An 18,158-nucleotide genomic window follows, 5' to 3' on the forward strand; every position below is an offset into this window, starting at 1 on the left:
TTGGTTGCTGATTTCGGAAAGCCTCCTTGCCGACGCAGGAGCTGGACCGACATAGCCCGTTCGGGCCATCGGAGCATGATATCTATCGACACAGCCCGAGAGCTCGAGAAGGAGCGAGTCGCCCGTCTTGAGCTCGCGGGAAGTCCATGTGGTGTGCGGTTCGCATATCCGATCCACGGACCTAATGAACGGGGGGAACCCAGGGGACTGTCCTCCGGCAGAAATCATGGCCCTATAGACTTCGGCCGCGACCGTGTTTTCGGCCACGCCGTTACCAGCTGTGCCAAGTCCTGCTGAAACCATGATGTCGGAGATTTGTGCCGCTCGTTTAACCTGTCCGATTTCAAAGGGGGACTTGACCATACGCATCTCTTCGACAATGCCCGATGAGTCAAGAAATTCAGCGCTCGGGAGGGCTACCCGAAGAGGAGCGTCGATTGCGACGTTAAACGCGCTGTTCCTTTGCAATGCTACACGCGGGCTCTTGCCGGCGATCGCGATCAGTTGCGACGCGATTGCCGCCGCCACGTCGTCATTGTCGGCATATCCAATGAATTGGACGTCTTTTGCCTGCCGCAGGATGGTGGGTGTTTCGATGCTTCTCGCGAACAGCACCGGCCTACCATTGGCTGGAACCAGGAGCGCATGCAGGCAGAAGTAGCCCTCATAGTCGAGGCCAGCTAGGTAATAGATGTTCTCGGGACTCGTAAAGATTGCGACGTCAATCCCGTGCTGGCGGCACACATCCTGCACCTTCGCCAAGCGCCGTTCGCGCTCAACACCAGCTTGGTCCACTATCTGATCCATTTCCGTTTCCGGTCTAGTTTCGACGGATATTGCTATTCTGATTTCTACCTTTGGTAGAATTTTGGAGCGTACCTGACGAGCGCGACGGCTCTTGCTGCAGGATTTACAGCGAAGCTTTCTTGAAGCGCATATTGCGTCGATTCAATTGATCGACCAGGAGCATCAATATGATCGCCATGACGATCAGCAGAGTGGCCACGGCAGTTATCGCAGGGTTGAAACTTTCTCTTACGCCGCTCCACATCCGTATCGGCACCGTATGCTGCGGAGGCGCAGCAAGAAATAGTGTCACCACGATTTCGTCCCAGGACCAAACGAAGGCAAAGATCGCACCCGAGATCACCCCGGGTGAAATCAATGGCAAAGTCACCTCCCAAAAGGCACGCGCAGGCGATGCTCCGTGGACCTCTGCTGCCCGCAAAAGAGTTTGATTGAAGCCTTTCAGGGTGGCGGAAACCGTTATCACAACAAACGGGGCACCGAGGGCCGCGTGAGCCAAAATTAGGCCCCAGAATGTTGCAACCAGCTTCAGCTTCGCGAAGACATAGAAGAATCCAAGCCCGGAAACAATTGCCGGCACTACCAACGGTGATACAAGGACCGCGAACACGATGTTTTTAAATCGCCAGTTGCTTTGGCTTAGCCCCAGCGCAGCTAAAGTCCCTAGAGCAGTCGCCACTATGGTCGACGACATGCCGATAATGAAGCTATTCTGAACGCCCCTTTGCCACATAAGCGATGCCGAAGAGTCCCCAAAAATCTCAGCGTACCACCGCAGTGAAACTCCCGGCATCGGATACGTGAAATAGGGTGCCGAATTGAAGGATAAGGGAATGATGACAATGATCGGCATAATGAGGAAGCCCATTATCAGCGAGCTTACAATCCAGAGCGTGATCTTCGAAAGGCGAGGGAACCGCTTACCTATTGCCGAGGTCATTGCTATGCCTCCTGCATGATGCTGCCGGTCCTAAGTCTGGCGAGCAAGAAAATGACAATCGCAACCACGGCAAGCAGGAGCACGCTAAGGGCCGCCGCAAGGCCCCAATTCCCGAAGTTGCTAGCGTTCTGGGCAATGTAGTAGCTCAACATTTGGTCGGCTGGCCCGCCAAGAAGAGCAGGTGTGATATAAAATCCGAGGGTAACAATAAACACAAGCAATATGCCGGCTCCAAGGCCTGGAAAGCTAAGCGGGAGGTAGACTTCCCTGAAAGCTCGAAACGGGGGAGCTCCGAGCGTAGCCGCCGCATTCATATACGGGCTCGGGATTTTCAACATTACGCTATAAAGCGGAAGCACCATAAAGGGCAGCATCACATGAATCATTGCAACATAGACAGCGAACCGATTGTAGATCAGGCCCAAAGGCTGGGACCACAGCCCCAGAAATATCCCTGTGTCGTTCACCAACCCGTGCTTTTGTAAAAGCACAAACCACGCAGTTGTTCGCACTAGCAAAGACGTCCAGAATGGAAGAAGCACAAAGAGAATTAGTTTATTTCGCAACGCCTCCGATGCATGTGCAAGAAAGTAAGCCAGTGGGTATCCAAGGGTTACACAAGCTGATGTAACCACCACCGTCATCCATAACGTGCGGACGAGCACGTCGAGATAAAAACCTCGGCCCTCCGAGGCAGATTCTGTGTTGGATAATCCAAGCGCAGTTCTAAAGTAGAACAGCGAATAGCTGCTCGATGCGTTGCGGAGCGCGAGCCAATAACGGTTATCTGTCCAGCGTTGATCGATCTGGCCCAGTGCTTCTGCGGCATCGACCGGCGGGAGATTTGATATCTTCTGTCCGGTTTTCGTCAAAAGAGATTGAAACCCGGGTACCGCATAGTTCAAGCGACTACCCGCCTGGCCCAGACTCCTATTGCTTACGGCTTGTTTGATGTCGGTAGCAAGGGCGGCGAACACCTCCTCGCTTGGCAGATCAGTCCCATCCCAGCGCTGGAGTAGATTAGCGGTCCTTGGCAGCACACCAGAGACCTCAGGGTCTTCGATGCTCCTGGTCAGCATTAAGACAATTGGGATGACGAATATCAGCGTGAGATACAAGAAGAGGGGCGCGACGAGTACGCTCCGGCGCACCTCTCTCTTTCTCAACTCGCGGCGATAACTAAGGGCGGCGGATCCATTCAGATCGTTGGATATGGCTTTAGCGGTCATGGTCATTTAATTACTCCAGCAATGTCCAAAGCCGATCCTGTCTAGAGCGGGTAGGCCGCCCGCAGTCACCAGAATTATTGCTGAGCAACCCAGTTATTAAAGCGCTGTGTCAGATCTTCCTGGTGATCTACCCAGAACTGAACGTCCATCGGAAACCCATTTTTCACGTTTTCGGCGCTTGTCGGGAGTTCGGCATTGAGTTCCGGCTTTATATGCTTTTCCGCAGCCACTACAGCCGGGCTGTAGGCGACGTGTTTCGTGATACCAGCGATCAGTTCCGGCTTAGTGGCGTACTGGAGAAACTTGTAGGCACTATCAATGTTCGGAGCGCCCTTCGGCATGATCCACATTGACGTTTCCCAGCGGAATTGATTCCACACGGTCTCGATCTGTTTTTGCCCTTCACTGTGCGAGGCACTGTACAGTCGACCGTTCCAGCCAACTGTCATTGCCACTTCTTTATCAGCGAGAAGCTGTACTGACTGCGCGCCGGTCTCCCACCAAACGATGTTTGGCTTGAGCTTTGATAGGCTAGCGAACGCCCGGTCAACTCCTTCCGGGGTACCCAGCACATCGTAGACCTTGTCCATCGGCACGCCGTCGGCCAGCAAGGCGAATTCCAACGTCCCGTTGGGAGACTTGCGCATTCCTCGTTTACCCGGCCATTTCTCTACATTCCAGAAGTCGGTCCATGACTTTGGACCAGGTTCCGATATCTGATTTGTGTCATAGGCGAAATTGACGGAATAGATGACGTCGGGGATACCGCACTCAATCAGACTTCCAGGAACAAAATCATTCTCTGTCAGCTTGAGCCGGCCGAGATCAAACCGTTCCAAGAAGTCCTGCTGGCAGCCAATGGCTGCGATCACAGATTCACTCTCGGCAAGTTGCCAATTGTATGTCCCGGTGCTGGCCATGGCCCGGATTTTTCCGACGTCGCCCGAGAAGGCATCCGCGAGGATATTGATCCCTGTGTCCTTGGTGAAAGGCTCGTATACCTCTACCCGCAAAGCGTCTTCGAATGAGCCGCCGTACGTCGCGATGGTAAGATCATCGGCTTTTGCGGCCGCCGCAGCTCCCACGAGCAATCCCACTATAGTGAGAGCCGAGTATAGGTTCTTTGAGATATTGCGCATAGACTTCCCCGTTTCTTCCTTTGTGAATAGTGACATTTCCAATGTATGTTAGGCATGCGTCGTCCGTCGGTCGAACCTTGTGATCGCTCGCCAAACAGTTGCGGCGTGATCCCGTTATTAAGCTCGAAGAACCCTGCAGTCCTGCGACTTCCATCCAACGACCAGGTTCTGCCCGACTTTGTACACTAGAGCGCCGCCCGTTCTTGGTATTTTGACAAGAATCTCTTCATTTCCTGCCACATTCAGTCTAAGTCTGGTCTGGTCACCCAGCGCGATGACCTCGTTAACGCGGGCAGGATATTTGTTGGTGAGATCGTCGGTTGGAGAGACTACGATGCACTCCGGACGGACCACCACAACCACATTCGCATCCGGCTGAATGAGGCTCGGACTAATTCCCTCGCCTCGGGAACCATCCTTAAGCTCTACCTGGCAGATTTCGCCTTGCGATCGGATAGCCTTGGCATTTATTTTATTATTATCGCCAACGAATGAAGCGACAAAGAGGGTCGCTGGCTCGTCATAAAGCTGCATGGGTGAGGCAATTTGCTGGATCCGGCCCTCGTTGAATACTGCGATCCGGTCCGCCATTGTGAGTGCTTCACTCTGATCGTGCGTGACAAAGATCATCGTGACGCCAAGGCGCTTATGTATCTGACGCAGCTCGAGCTGCATTTGTTCGCGCAGCCTCTTGTCCAGCGCGCCGAGCGGTTCATCGAAGAGAATTACAACTGGTTTGAAAACAAGCGCGCGCGCAAGCGCGATGCGCTGCTGTTGACCACCTGAGAGCTGATCAGGTCGTCTCTTGCCCATCTGCGGGTCGCGCAGATCGACCATCTCAAGCGCCGATTGCCCGAGCTTGTAGGCATCCTTCCTCGACATTCCCTGCATTCGAAGCGGGAAAATAATGTTCTCCATCACTGTCATGTGTGGGAAGAGCGAATAGTTTTGGAACACCATGCCAAACTTTCGCTTATGCGTCGGGATGTCCTGAAGCGATCTCCCGGCCAAAGTGATGCTGCCGCTGGATGGATGCTCGAAACCGGCGAGCATCCCGAGAGTTGTACTTTTTCCTGACCCCGAGGGTCCGAGCAAAGCCAGAAACTCGCCCTCGTAGATGTCAAGACACAAATCGCGAACGGCGAAGCTCTTTCCATCGTACGTCTTGCTAACCATGTCGAACCTGATTAGCGGATCTCGATCGAGACCTTTGCTCAACTTCTGACCTCCCACACATCTCGTCTACGCCGATTCATTTTCCTGGACCGACTGCAGCGAAGATTCGCGCGGCGTGCAGTGCCTTCTAAAGCCCTGCTCGCTCTATTTTCACAACATTAGTGTAATGGTATCTTGTGTACAAGATGGAAACTGCATGTGAGGGTCGGACTATCTCAGTCTCCTATATCGGCTCACAAGCTGTGAGGAATGGGGTTATACCGCCACTGGTCTGTTTGAAGGAGCTGCGTCCCGGCGTACGACGTGGATTCGTTTGGATTGAATCGTCATTAACCTCTAAGAGCTTTTGGTTCTAGGTCCGACCTATAAACGGCGTCGCCTTGGGGTAACAAGAAGTTAAGTACGGGCGCAATCTTGTGCACAAGCTGATGGCGAGGTCTTTGCGAAACGCACACTTCTTTGTGCCGCCCGACCCGCCAACCAAGGATCTGGCGGTTGGATTTAGCTGATCAAAAGTAACCCGACGTGTTCCATCCGCACGGATAGCTAAGCATTTCCCTTGCAAGTTGGCCTCTTCGGTCATCAACGACCGACTAGCCGGATGGAGACACGCTGGAGGAGGGGGAGCAAATAATGCTGCCAAAATACGGCTGGCTTAGACTTCGAGGCGGACAGAACAATTCGAGCTCGATGCTAGTTCGACTCGGTCTGGGCCTGGGAACGCTGATATCCCATTCGGCTTGAGTTTCGAACGTCTTTGGGCCGCCCATTGGCGCCTGCTTCTGTTGATTATATTCCATAGGTTTTTCCTCGCGCGGAGGTGTTGCCACGAGGCAGCGAGAAGCCAGTTTCATGAATGACAGATAGAGGACCATTGAAGCGTCACTCCTTTCGCGATCTTACCTGTTTGCTGGCTTGGTTGCCACCTCAGCCGTGAGATGATCAGCCAGGAAGCTGGCAAGCGACATTGCAAACGTCGTGGGGATGAGGACTGTGAACTGGTCGCGGTCATGGCGGTCGATAAGGACGCTGACATGATGAATGGCCGTCTGCGCGAAATGTCCAACCGGGAAGGCTGCGTCGGCAAGGTCGATAGCAGTTACACGATTGAAAAGCCCGCTGACACCGGGCCCTTCAAGCGTCAGGCATACACGCGCGTCCGAGAGATCGAGGACGGCCAGATCGATTACGCTTTCCAAGCCCAGAGGGGTGTCCGACCGGATCAGTGCCCGGTCGGGCGCAATTCGCCAAACTATGGTCCGCCCGCGGCGGACCGATGAGCGGTAGTCTCCTGGCAGCGACAACCCCTCTGCCCGAAGCGCATCGTCTGCCTTCCTATCGAAACCTTCCCATCCGGCAAGTTGCGTCAGATATCCCAATTCAACTTCGTTGATGGTGACAGCCAGGTGGTCGCTGGTTGTGCCGTTTATCGGGAGCGCGTATTTCCTAACCATTTTGACGATGTCCTTCGGGGTCGAAGAAATGATGGGAGACCACTTTCCCTTGTAGCGTTTGGTTGCCCACGAAATCGACCACTTGGATCGTCTCGCCAAATCGCTCTGGGCCCCGTGACAGGAGCGCGAGGGCAATGTTCATTTTCAGCGCCGGAGAGTAGGTTACCGAAGAAACCCACCCCTCCCCGTGGCCCTTGGTGGGAGCATTCAGCGCGTACAAAAGGGAGCCCGCCCGTGTGCTTGAGTCTCCGACGATTTCTAGCCCCACCAACGAAGGTCGTGCTGGATCTTCGAGCACCGGACGTTTTCGCAATACGGAGCCGACGAACGGCTTCTTGCTCGAAGCAAAGCCTTCAAGACCCAGATCCTTCAGGGTTGTGCGCCCTTCGATTTCTGAGCCCGTTATGTGACCCTTCTCGATACGAAGCGCGCCCATTGCCTCGAGACCGTAGGGCTTGAGATTATATGGAGCGCCGGCCGCAATAAGAGCTTCCCAAATTTGACGGCCACGTTTGGCCGGAACGTAAAGCTCGTAGGCAAGTTCACCCGAGAAGCTCATGCGATGCAGGCGGCAAGCCACTTCGGCAATTGTGACGTCCGCAAAATGATTATTCGGGAGGGCCTCGTTGCTCAGTTCTGCACCGGTGAGGGCAATCAGAAGAGCCCGAGATTTCGGACCGGCGATGGCGATCGCAGACCACTGATCTGTGACCGACGTGACATGCACCTTGAGATCGCGCCACGCGGTTTGAAGCAGGTATTCAGCCCTCGCAAGTACATTCGCGGCGTTCGCAGTTGTGGTCGTCATGAAATAGTCATGTTCGCCCAGGCGTGTTGTGGCCCCGTCGTCAAAGACGAAGCCGTCCTCGCGCAGCATGATGCCGTAGCGCAGTTTTCCAATCGGAAGTGTCTTGAAGCCATTCACGTATATTCGATTGAGGAACTCTGCGGCGGCGGGTCCCTGCACCGCGATTTTACCCAGCGTAGAAACGTCTACGATGCCGACATGCTCGCGCACGTGCGCGGCTTCGCGAATATAGGCGTCGTTGATGTCTTCACCTCTGGACGGGTAGTACCAGGGCCGCAGCCAGGCGCCTGTCTCGATCATGACCGCACCGTTATCTTGATGCCAGCTATGTATGGTCGTAAGCTTGGTCGGACGAAAATTGAGCCCATGGTCATGGCCGACGACGGCGCCAATCGTAACCGGAGTATAGGGCGGGCGGAAGGTCGTCGTGCCGACGGAGGGGATGGCGAGCCCGCGAAGTTCTGCCATGCGGGCGAGCGCATTGAGGTTCGAAGTCTTGCCTTGGTCGGCTGCCATGCCAGAGGTGGTATAGCGCTTGAGATGTTCGACCGAGACGTAGCCCTCGAGATGGGCCTGATCGATATCTGCAAGTTTGACATCGTGCTGGAAATCCACGAACGCCTTACCAGGGGTGCGGCCATTCGCCTTGGCAATGATTGTCAGCGGCGCAAGGTTGCGGCCCCAGTGATCAGCGTGGCCAAATAGCGCGGGTTCCTTCCCGATAGCCCCACCAGCTTTATGGCCCTGTGAGAGTGTATCCCTGAGCGACGGAGAGCCGATAAGCGATCCGACGCAGCTGAAGGTCCCTTTTTCCGCCGGCGGAAGAAACGCGTCCAGCTCCTCGTTGTATTCTGGCTTTCCAAATCGCTGGCTCCAAAGGTGCAGCGCCGGAGTCCAGCCGCCGGATACGGTGACGAGATCGCAAGCAATCCGAGTAGCGTTGCCCCTTATTTTACCTCCCGGGCTGATGCGAACGATGTACGCAGCCTTCACGCTTTTGCCGCCATACACCTTGAGGACCGCATGACCGGATCGCAGATCAATTCCCGCTTTTCTTGCGCTCTCGACGAATTGCGGCGGCGCTTCCTGTCGGAGGTCGCAGATCGTTACTTTAGCTCCAGCCTTTGAAAGTTCGATGGCAGCTGTGTACGCGCTATCATTGTTCGTTGCGATGACAACGCGCTCGCCGGCAAGAACGGCATACCGATTGAGGTAGCTGCGAACAGCTGATGTGAGCATCACCCCGGGCACGTCATTTCCGGCAAAAACCATTGGGCGTTCGATGGCTCCGGTAGCCAAAATCGCCCGTTTTGCTCGCACAACCCAATATCGCTGCCGCGGTTTTCCCTCCTCAGGTGCAAGCACGTGGTCCTGAACGCGCTCCACGAGTCCGAACACCTCGCAGTCATAGGCACCAAACGCCGTCGTTCGCGTCAGAATTCGAACCTTCGGAAGATCGCTCAGCTCAGAACGCGCCTGAGCAAGCCATGTATCCGATGGTGCGCCGACCGGTTCGCTGAGAAGGGATCCGCCGAGCTCGCGGTCCTGCTCCACCAAAAAGACACTATCGCCCTTGCGGCCAGCTGCAAGGGCGGCCGAAATGCCAGCGGGACCTGCACCAACTATTAGAAGATCGCAGAAAGCATTGATCTTCTCGTAGTGGTCAGGGTCCGGAAGAGTCGGCGCATGACCCATGCCGGCAGCCTTGCGGATGAAATGCTCGCAGAACATCCAGAACTTCGTCCCGCTAAAGGGGCCGATGAAAGTCTTGTAGTAGAAGCCCGCGCCGAAAAAGCGTGACATCAGGCCGTTGACAGCTCCTACGTCGAATTGGAGACTTGGCCAGGCGTTCTGTGGCGTCGATACGAGGCCATCGAAGGCCTCCACCATGGTTGCCTGTGCATTGGGTTCGTGGCGATCACCACTGCGGAGATGCACCAGGGCGTTTGGCTCTTCAACGCCCGCTGCGACCACACCGCGCGGCCGATGGTATTTGAAGCTCCGCCCAATAATCTGCCGCCCGCCGGCTAGCAAAGCGGATGCCAGAGTGTCGCCAGGATATGCTGGCAGAGACTTGCCGTCGAACTTAACGGTAAGCTCACGGGAGCGATCGATCCGCCCCCCAGTTTTGAGGCGCCGCGCTGTCATGCTCCAACCTCACGAGCCAGAGCCGAACCAAAAATCTCATGCGTGAGCGTATCTCGATCGACGACAATCCACTGCCTGCAACCGCTCACGTGATGCCAATATTCCTTGTGCGGTCCTCGTGGATTGTCGCGGATAAACACATAGTCATGCCAGACCTTTTGATCGGTCTCGTTCATATCCGGGCGGCGAACACTTGCATCTTCGCCGTAATTAAACTCGGTTTCGTCCCGCAGTCCGCAAACAGGGCAAGGGATTCTCAACATGATGAACCTCATTGAGCTTTCGGATACGGGCCAGCGCCCGCCTCGTCGATCTGGTAGCCACGCTCGAAGCGCTCTAGGGTGAATGCCGCGTTGTCGGGATGCGGCTCGCCCTTCGCGATCGTCCATGCGAAACAGTAGCCGGAAGCCGGTATCGCTTTGAACCCGCCGTAATTCCAGCCCCCGGTTAACCAGAGCCCTTCGACCGGCATCTTGCCGATGATGGGCGAACCATCCATAGTCATGTCCATCACCCCGGCCCATTGGCGCAGCAGTCGTAGGCGCGAGATCGAGGGGATGAGGGCTTTGGCGCTTTGGAGCGTGTGTTCAACTATAGGCAGCCCCCCGCGCTGGGCATACGAGTTGAATCCGTCGAGATCGCCGCCCAGTACCAAGCCGCCCTTGTCGGATTGGCTGATGTAGAAATGCGCACCACCATAGACAATTACATGGTTTACGAGCGGCTTCAGCGGTTCTGTGACGAAAGCCTGGAGAACATGCGTTTCGATAGGCAAACGAAGCCCGGCTTTTGCCGCCAAATGGCTGGTATGACCAGCCACCGCCAAGGCGACCTTTTTCGCGCGAATCGGGCCGCGTGTCGTCTCAACGCCAACGATCTTTTGGTTGTCCCAGATGTAGTTGGTTACCTCGCACTGCTGGATGATGTCGACACCTTGTTTGTCTGCTCCACGTGCGTACCCCCATGCGACCGCATCGTGACGCGCTGTACCCGCGCGAGGCTGAAGAAATGCCCCGTATATCGGGAACCGCGCCGTGGGTGAGTAGTCGAGGAAAGGCAGCCGCTTCATGATTTGCGCGCGGTCGAAAAATTCGGCCTCAATGCCGTTAGCTATCATGACATTGGCGCGGCGCCGTAGGCCTTCCGCCTGTCCGGGCGAGTGGAAGACAAAATAGTAGCCGCGCCGTGAAAGCATGACATTGTAGTTCAAGTCTTGACTGAGGTTGTCCCATAGCCGCATCGACCGATCGTAGAATGCCGAGTTGCCGGGCATCATATAGTTCGAGCGTACGATCGTGGTGTTTCGGCCCGTGTTGCCGCCACCTAGCCAACCTTTTTCAAGCACAGCCACGTTGCGGATGCCATGCTCCTTGGCCAGATAGTAAGCTGTTGCGAGGCCGTGGCCGCCGGCGCCGACAATGACCACGTCGTAGCTTGGCTTCGGTGCAGGATCGCGCCAGGCACGGGACCAGTGCCTGTTGCCAGTCAGGCCATGACGCAATATGGCAAGGGCTGAATAATGGCTCATGCGACTCCTCGTTTATGTATTCTCGCGACTCGGGCGAAGCGGGCAAGGTTTTCAATAGGTATTATCTGGTTTTCAAAGTGTCGATCGACAGCAACCAAACGCGATCGCACAGCTTGATTCCGTTTAAGAGCTGGTAACCCCCGAGGGGATTGACTTCTTTACGATCCGCTTTGGACTACGATGCAGTCCTGCGGGAGGAAAGTTATTGCGACCTCGTGGCCGGATTTCTCAAGGGCCTGCCCATAGTACTTTTCAGTCACGGCAAGCAGTTGACCGCCTGCGATTTCGACCACCAAATGAAGATCGGCCCCAAGGTGGGCGACGTCCCTTATCGTGCCGCGCATCTTGTTGACGGGCGAGTCTCCCGACGATTCAATAGCTGCCGCAATTCGAATGCGTTCAGGCCTGACGCAGACGTCAAACACGCCGTCATTCCGGCTGCTGTCGGGCATGTGCACGAACATCCGGGTACCGTCGTTGGCTTTGAGTTCAGCGATGCCTTTCACGCTCCTCGTGAGCTGACCGGTGAACCAGTTTGAGCGGCCAATGAACTCGGCGACAAAGCGCGTCTTTGGATTGGCATAGATGTCCGTCGGCGGCCCTTGCTGCATGATCTTTCCGGCACTCATGACAATGACGCTGTCGCCCAGGCTCATGGCTTCTTCCTGATCATGGGTGACGACGATCGTCGTGGCGTTCACGGCAGAAAGAATTGCCTTCAGCTCGAACCGCAGTTCCTGGCGCAATTTCGCGTCGAGGGCCGATAGCGGTTCATCAAGCAAAACCACCTCGGGGTTTGTGGCCAATGCCCGGGCAAGCGCCACGCGTTGCTGCTGACCGCCGCTCAATTGGCCGGGCCGCCGATCCTCAAAGCCCTTAAGTCTGACCAATGACAACATTTCGGCGACGCGATCCGGGATCTTTGCCTTTTCAAATTTGCGATGCTTCAATCCATAGGCGACGTTCTCGGCGACCGTCATGTGCGGAAACAGGGCGTAGTCCTGAAACAAAAGGCCGACGTTGCGCTCGTACGGTCGCCTGCCCTTCATATCGACGCCGGAGAACATGACAGCGCCCTCATTGGCATTCTCAAACCCGGCGATCAGCCGCAAGGTCGTTGTCTTGCCGCATCCGCTAGGGCCGAGCAGCGACAGAATCTGTCCCTTCTCAACGGTGAATGAGACGTTTTCGACCGCGAGGAAGGCTCCATAGCGCTTGGTGACATGCGAAAGTTCAAGAACACTCATTTCAGAAACCTCCTATGACCTGAAAACGCCCTTGCCGATCAGTCGGTCGAGGCCGATTGTTCGGTCAAGGACGAGGATCAGGGCGAAGGTGAATATCATCAACAGAACAGCAGCTGCGGCGATCGTTAGATCAAAGTTCGTTCGCATCATGCTCACCATCGCGACAGGCAGGGTGTACGTGTCTGGCGATGTGAGGAACAAACTCACCGCAACATCGTCCATGGAGAAGGCGAACGCGAAGACCGCTCCCGCGACAATGCCGGTGCGGGCGAGCGGAAAGGTGATGTCCCAGAATGCCCGACGTTCGGTGGCGCCAAGGCTCATGGCAGCTTCAGTCAAGGTTTTTCGGATTCCAACCAGGCCAGCAAGCGTCGTGCGGACCGTGTAGGGAAACGTGATGATGATGTGCCCGCCGAGCAGTCGCGTGAACCCGTCGAACACACCGATGTTGGCGAAAAACAGCAGGAGCGCAAAACCGATCACGACGGCAGGAACGATGAGCGGCGACAGGAAAAGCGATTCCAAGGCCTGCTTGCCCGGACCTGCATAGCGGTCGAGGGCAATAGCGGCGCTGACGCCCGCCGTTGTGGAGACAATGGTTGTGATGAGTGCCAACCGGAGACTGGTTGCCAATCCGGTTAGATAGTAGTCGTCAGAAAAGAAATGCTTGTACCACCTAAGGGAGTATTCCGGCGGCGGAAACCGGCCCAGATACTCCCGGGCATCGAACGACATCGTCACGGCAACGGCGATTGGAAAAATGAGGAACACCAATACAACGACGATGTTGGCGACGCTCAGCCAGGTTGCGGCATTATCGACATAGCGTTTCACAGGACCGGCCTTACCTGAGGTTGCCGTATCGCTTCGAAACCATCCACGTTATTCCGTAGATTGTACTCAGCGCCACGATAAGCATGGTGATCGCGACGGCGGAACCACTCGGATAATTGGCGATCTCGCTGAAGCGTGAATAAATGAGGTTGGAGACAAACAGCACCTTGCCTTTTCCGAGAATCATCGGAACGACGAATGCGCTGAGGCATAGTGTAAAGCAAATCATGAAAGCCGACAGCAGTCCGGGCATGCAGAGCGGCAGGGTTATCGAAAGGTGCGACCTTAGCCGCGAAGCGCCAAGTACTTGCGATGCGTCGATTAGTCTAGGGTTTAGGTTTTGTATAGTTCCCAACAATGTAATAGCCGAAATCGGGATCAAATAGTGCAATAGACCGAAAATAACTACCAATTCTGTATAGAAACGGCCATTCGCCGACACATTCAGGAGACCCGACAGGAGCTGACCATAACCGGTGGGCTCGAATGTCAGTTGGAGCGCATTGACGCGCACCAATGTACTCAGGAACATCATGCCTATGAGAAAGCCAATGGCGAGCTTCCTTAGCAGGGGCGAAGGCTGCCTGGCGACTGAGTAAGCAATCGGAAACGCGACGACGAGGGCGATCAGCGATGATAAAATACCGAATTTGAACGTTTCGGCAAAATACCTCAAATACGATGGCGTCAGGATCTCAGCATAGTTAAACAACGTATATGGGGCATCCTTGGCCGAGCCGATCCGGCCCGGTTCGTAAAGGCGAAAACTCTCGTCGAGAACATTCACGAGCGGGAAGAGCAGAAAGCCCAGGAATAAGGCGAATCCTGGCAGCAGTAACAGCGCGGAGCTACGTGAAGACTTCATCAGCAGGTTCCAGTCCCATTGCGATCGACAAAAAGCCGTCGGGCGCAGAATGGCGCCCGACGCCAGTGCGTCCTGGGAAGATTATTAAGTTAGAAAACGACGTCACAAAAGCTGGACGATGTCCTGCTCCCAGCGCTTGTTCCAACCATCGAGTTCCTTGCCAAGGTGATCCCAATCCGGCACGACCACAAATTCCTTAATTTCCTCAGGGGAGAAATGAAGATATTCGAGGGTCTGCTTCGCCTTTGAGTTGACGGGGACTTCGCCCACGTCCTTGCCATAGCGCTCGCTTGCATCTTTGCTGATCATGTAGTTGGCGAAGTCAAATGCCAGTTTCTTGTTTTTGGAGCTCTTCAAGATCACCCACCCCGACACGAACAGGAACGTTTTCAAATCCTTGTTCGTCTTAGTCAATGGGACGGCCTTCACGCCCTTGATCCCCGAGAACGTGCCCTGGTCGATGCAGGTCACCGAGGTTTCGCCAGTATCTAGTGATGTGATCAGGTCCGAGGTGGTCGCCGCTACGCGCCCGATGTTGCCGGACTTCGCGAGTTCCTTTAGGAATCCCCATCCTGGCTCCAAGTTGAATTGATCGCCGCCGCGGGCCATCGCCAAGGCAACGATCTGCAGGTTTGTGTTCAAGGTTGGGTTTGGCCAGAGAATTTGGCCTTTCAGCTTCGGGTTCAACAGGTCCTCGATCGACTTGATCTCGATCGGGCACTTTTCGGGAACGTAGGTGAAAAAGATCCCGCTCGATCCGCGCGGAACCACCTTCCCATTGCCGGTCGCGTCTTTAGGGATAAGTCCTTCGGGGACATCCGCAAGGTTAGGGCAGTCTTGGAGGGTGACGGTTTCCGCCCAATCTTCTCGGATCATCGATTGGAAGACGGGACTCCAATTATCGACAACGTCGTAGGGTGGATTCGGCCATGCCGCCTTGATCTTTGGCAGAATCGACGCCGCCCCGCCCGCATGCAGTGTCCAGTCGATCGAAGCTTTGCCCCATTCGGCTGCAAGCGCCTTGGAGTGGCCGATAAAAGGGGGTCCCCACTCGACAACGGAAAGCGAATCCGCTGCGCGAGCCTTGCCAAAAAACGGGGCCGTCAATTGCGTGGCGGCAAGCGCCGCGCTGCCGGCAAAACTCGTCTTGATGAAGTTCCTTCGCGAGAAGTTTGTCATTTGGTCCTCCCTGTTTGACCGATCGAACATTTGGTCCTTGCGATGGTGCTGGCTGCTTGCCTATGTTTTAGTCTTTGCGTTAGCAGAGCACGACCTATATACAGCTATGATGCAGCTTTGTCAACGAGGACATCCCGGGTTCGGGTGCGCGTGCACATGGAATCGTTCCTGTGTATTCGATTATGTGTGATGGCCCCAAAGGCAGAGGGAGTTAAATTGAGACGATGAATAAGGCGATTAAGTTAAGTGCCGATCAACGCCAGCGATATATGTACGAGAGCATCCGGCAGCGGATCAGTATCTTACATTATCCGCCTGGCATGATGATCAATGAGATGCAACTGGCGACAGAGTTCGGCGTCAGTCGCACGCCACTGCGGCGGGTTCTCCAGCAGCTCAGCTATGAAGGGCTCGTTGAGATCCGGAACGGAGTCGGTACGCGTGTCACAGATATCGACATGAAGACATTCAAAGACATCTATGATCTGCGGATTCTCCTTGCAGAGGCCATGGGATCATTGTCCCCGAACTGGGTCACGGATACCCACCGGGATACCCATAATGAACTGATCGCGCGAGCCGGGAACCTTCGCGGCCAGCGGGACATTGAGGGCTACGCGCAGCTGTCTAACGACCTTGAGGCTCTGATCTGTGATCTTATTGGCAGCAAACCGATGCGCGAAATGACCGACCTACTTTACTACCGAGTCGCTCGTATCTGGTACACCTTCATGCCGAATCTTGATTGGGATGATGTCGTGGGAGAACTGCTGAGCGAATTAAAAGGCCTTTCCGATGCTCTGGCGTCCAATGACCTAGGCACGTTCGGCAAAGTCAGGGCGACATATCTGCGTTGGATGCTTAAGAAAGTCAGCCGCTATATTTCAAGCGACTGAAGAGTATACCTGCGTGGCATCAAAATTCGACAACATCGCGTGACGTCGTGGTTAGGCGTTTGGCTCCTTCTTCGTCCACCAACACCGTGTCCGGAACGAAGTAGTCTCCTCGGCCACACCCGAGCAACCACGACAACTGGTGGAAAACCATATTGCGTTCCAGGATCATATCGCTCTCGGGATGCATGCTGACCACGCCGATTCCACCGGTCCATGTCGGAGGGAATGCGATACCGACGGCGTAGCCGCAATGATTGTCGGCGATAGTGTGGCACCTGGCGGCCTTGCGGCGCGTCTGGACGATCTCGTCGAGCACATATCCGTCCTGATCAACGGCTCTCCACAACCAGCATTTTTGACCGTTGATGAGCACCACGACCTCATCCAGGTGCCAGACATCGTCTTTCGTTGGTGCCTTTGCGGCGTATGCGCTCGCATAATCAGGGCCGTGCTTTCGGCACCATCGACGGAAGGTCTCGTAGGAAACGACGATCCCGCGATCGAGCAGCATTTCCTCGATATCGCGCAGGCTCAGATTGAAGCGGAAGCAGAGCCAGACAGCACGCTACGATTTCGATTGGATAGCGGTGGTTCTTCTCTGGTTGCCGCCCTTGATGCAAGAAGCTTTCAACCTGCTGTGGCTGGTGATCGAGTGCGTTCTTCTCTCAGGCCTTTTCATCACGGCATTTCGAGAAGCCGCTGGCCGGTATGGTGATCTGCGGACCCGGTCCAAATCTTGTAGGCGAGCTCTCAGCTCGAAGAACCACACTGGTTTTCCCGATCCAGATCTTTTCGATCATTGTGCTCATTCAGGTCGTCGACTTCCTACACCTCCTTCACCGACGCCAGCTTTTGCGGTGGTGCATATTATCCATCATGCAGCCGCCACTCGCGCCGGATCTCGATAATCTTCTTTCTTTGTCATCATCGCCCAAATCGCCCGCGCCATCTTGTTCGCAAGCGCGATCGCGACCAACATGAGCTGCTTGTGGCGCAGCATTCGCGCCAGCCATGATCCCTCAACGATTGATTTACGGGCTAGCACGGTGAGGCGGGATATGGCGCCGCTGATCAACAAAGATCGGATATCGGTCTGCCCGGCCTCCGACACGCGTCCAAGTCGCTCCTTGCCGCCGGAGGTGTATTGACGTGGCACGAGACCAAGCCAAGCCGTAAAGTCCCGTCCGCGTTTGAAGCTCTCCATCGGAGGAGCAAATCCGCTGATCGCCAATGCGGTTCGCGGCCCAACACCAGGCATTGTTTGCAATCGCCGCGGTGTATCGGTCGCCATAGACAGGGCTCTGGCGTTCTTCGTTTTGGATTCGATCCGCGCTGTCTGCTCGGCAATCTGCTCAATCAGATCTCGGCATTCCTCGCGTACCAGCGCGGGCAGATCGCTGTTAGGATCGCCCAGGATGCTCTCAATCCGCTTGATATGCGCGATTCCTTTCGGAACGACATGGCCATATTCATACAGCACCGAACGCAGAGCATTCACAAGCTCGGTGCGCTGATGGAGAAGGCGCTCCCGGGCTAAGACAGCGCAGGCCTGCTGATCTTCCGACCTTCGGTTGGACAAAACGCATCTCGGGACGCTGTGCTGCAACGACGATTGCAATTTCCTTATCAATGTGACCGCACCACCGCAACAGCACTTCCGGCGACATGTCGTAAGCAGATGAGTTGTCCGGGTTTGGTAGCACATGAGTTGTCCGGTTTTATCGCCAGCCAAAGGGAGGCTGGGGATGAGACGGACGGCATGGCTACAGGGCCGGAGAATGCAGAAGTTTCGAGACGTTTTGAGCCGCTGGACTGGCGGCGATCTTTCGATGATGGAGGCAGGCGAGTTGCTGGGCATGTCGGAGCGGCAATTTCGACGTTACCGCGACCGGTACGAAGAGGCTGGGG

16 protein-coding genes and 1 pseudogene are annotated in these 18,158 nt (G+C 55.4%); 3 read left to right on the forward strand and 14 right to left on the reverse strand.

Going from position 1 to position 18,158, the window contains the following annotated elements:
* From NKH98_RS31930 to NKH98_RS31950, 5 genes are all read right to left on the reverse strand, one after another.
* A partial coding sequence (locus NKH98_RS31930) for a M24 family metallopeptidase (protein WP_352904190.1) occupies nucleotides 1-807 on the reverse strand: 807 nt, incomplete at its 3' end.
* 103 nt (nucleotides 808-910) lie between these two features.
* On the reverse strand, nucleotides 911-1,747 hold the full coding sequence (locus NKH98_RS31935) for an ABC transporter permease (RefSeq protein ID WP_352904191.1): 837 nt from the start codon (nucleotides 1,745-1,747) through the stop codon (nucleotides 911-913).
* 2 nt (nucleotides 1,748-1,749) lie between these two features.
* Nucleotides 1,750-2,982: an ABC transporter permease gene (locus tag NKH98_RS31940; RefSeq protein ID WP_352904192.1), complete on the reverse strand. Its 1,233-nt coding sequence runs from the start codon at nucleotides 2,980-2,982 to the stop codon at nucleotides 1,750-1,752.
* A 68-nt stretch (nucleotides 2,983-3,050) separates the two neighbouring features.
* Nucleotides 3,051-4,115: an ABC transporter substrate-binding protein gene (locus NKH98_RS31945; RefSeq protein WP_352904193.1), complete on the reverse strand. Its 1,065-nt coding sequence runs from the start codon at nucleotides 4,113-4,115 to the stop codon at nucleotides 3,051-3,053.
* Between the two features lie 117 nt (nucleotides 4,116-4,232).
* Entirely contained in the window at nucleotides 4,233-5,333 is a 1,101-nt protein-coding gene (locus tag NKH98_RS31950; RefSeq protein WP_352904194.1) for an ABC transporter ATP-binding protein, read from the reverse strand.
* Nucleotides 5,334-6,229: 896 nt separating this feature from the next.
* Between NKH98_RS31950 and NKH98_RS31955 the strand changes: the two genes are divergently transcribed.
* A complete protein-coding gene (locus NKH98_RS31955) occupies nucleotides 6,230-6,571 on the forward strand; it encodes a hypothetical protein (protein ID WP_352904195.1) in 342 nt (113 codons plus the stop codon).
* Between the two features lie 166 nt (nucleotides 6,572-6,737).
* Here the strand turns inward: NKH98_RS31955 and NKH98_RS31960 are convergent, their stop codons facing one another.
* From NKH98_RS31960 to NKH98_RS31990, 7 genes are all read right to left on the reverse strand, one after another.
* Nucleotides 6,738-9,701, reverse strand: coding sequence for a sarcosine oxidase subunit alpha family protein (locus NKH98_RS31960; RefSeq protein ID WP_352904196.1), 2,964 nt, complete (start codon nucleotides 9,699-9,701; stop codon nucleotides 6,738-6,740).
* Nucleotides 9,698-9,976 (reverse strand): sarcosine oxidase subunit delta, encoded by a 279-nt coding sequence (locus NKH98_RS31965; protein ID WP_352857808.1) that lies wholly within the window; start codon nucleotides 9,974-9,976, stop codon nucleotides 9,698-9,700. The genes NKH98_RS31960 and NKH98_RS31965 overlap by 4 nt, the downstream gene beginning before the upstream one ends.
* Nucleotides 9,973-11,229, reverse strand: a complete 1,257-nt coding sequence (locus NKH98_RS31970; protein WP_352904197.1) for a sarcosine oxidase subunit beta family protein — start codon at nucleotides 11,227-11,229, stop codon at nucleotides 9,973-9,975. The genes NKH98_RS31965 and NKH98_RS31970 overlap by 4 nt, the downstream gene beginning before the upstream one ends.
* A gap of 158 nt (nucleotides 11,230-11,387) precedes the next feature.
* Entirely contained in the window at nucleotides 11,388-12,476 is a 1,089-nt protein-coding gene (locus NKH98_RS31975; protein WP_352904198.1) for an ABC transporter ATP-binding protein, read from the reverse strand.
* A 12-nt stretch (nucleotides 12,477-12,488) separates the two neighbouring features.
* Nucleotides 12,489-13,310, reverse strand: a complete 822-nt coding sequence (locus tag NKH98_RS31980; RefSeq protein ID WP_352904199.1) for an ABC transporter permease — start codon at nucleotides 13,308-13,310, stop codon at nucleotides 12,489-12,491.
* Between the two features lie 10 nt (nucleotides 13,311-13,320).
* Nucleotides 13,321-14,175 carry an ABC transporter permease gene (locus NKH98_RS31985; protein WP_352904200.1) on the reverse strand — a complete coding sequence of 285 codons (855 nt, stop codon included), beginning with the start codon at nucleotides 14,173-14,175 and terminating at the stop codon, nucleotides 13,321-13,323.
* Nucleotides 14,176-14,277: 102 nt separating this feature from the next.
* The gene (locus NKH98_RS31990) at nucleotides 14,278-15,354 is read right to left on the reverse strand and encodes an extracellular solute-binding protein (protein WP_352904201.1); all 1,077 of its coding nucleotides are present in this window, start codon (nucleotides 15,352-15,354) and stop codon (nucleotides 14,278-14,280) included.
* 224 nt (nucleotides 15,355-15,578) lie between these two features.
* Between NKH98_RS31990 and NKH98_RS31995 the strand changes: the two genes are divergently transcribed.
* The gene (locus tag NKH98_RS31995) at nucleotides 15,579-16,250 is read left to right on the forward strand and encodes a GntR family transcriptional regulator (protein ID WP_352857820.1); all 672 of its coding nucleotides are present in this window, start codon (nucleotides 15,579-15,581) and stop codon (nucleotides 16,248-16,250) included.
* A gap of 274 nt (nucleotides 16,251-16,524) precedes the next feature.
* On the opposite strand, the pseudogene NKH98_RS32000 reads toward NKH98_RS31995, so the two are convergent.
* Nucleotides 16,525-16,815, reverse strand: a pseudogene (locus NKH98_RS32000) (DDE-type integrase/transposase/recombinase); the annotation flags it as partial.
* A gap of 309 nt (nucleotides 16,816-17,124) precedes the next feature.
* Nucleotides 17,125-17,829 carry an IS110 family RNA-guided transposase gene (locus NKH98_RS32005; protein WP_352904202.1) on the reverse strand — a complete coding sequence of 235 codons (705 nt, stop codon included), beginning with the start codon at nucleotides 17,827-17,829 and terminating at the stop codon, nucleotides 17,125-17,127.
* 199 nt (nucleotides 17,830-18,028) lie between these two features.
* Here NKH98_RS32005 and NKH98_RS32010 point away from each other — a divergent pair.
* Nucleotides 18,029-18,158, forward strand: a 130-nt coding sequence (locus NKH98_RS32010) for a helix-turn-helix domain-containing protein (RefSeq protein WP_352904203.1), incomplete at its 3' end; no start/stop codon positions are given.

The sequence above is a fragment of the Mesorhizobium sp. M0833 genome (genome assembly GCF_040319905.1).
Lineage (GTDB): Bacteria > Pseudomonadota > Alphaproteobacteria > Rhizobiales > Rhizobiaceae > Mesorhizobium.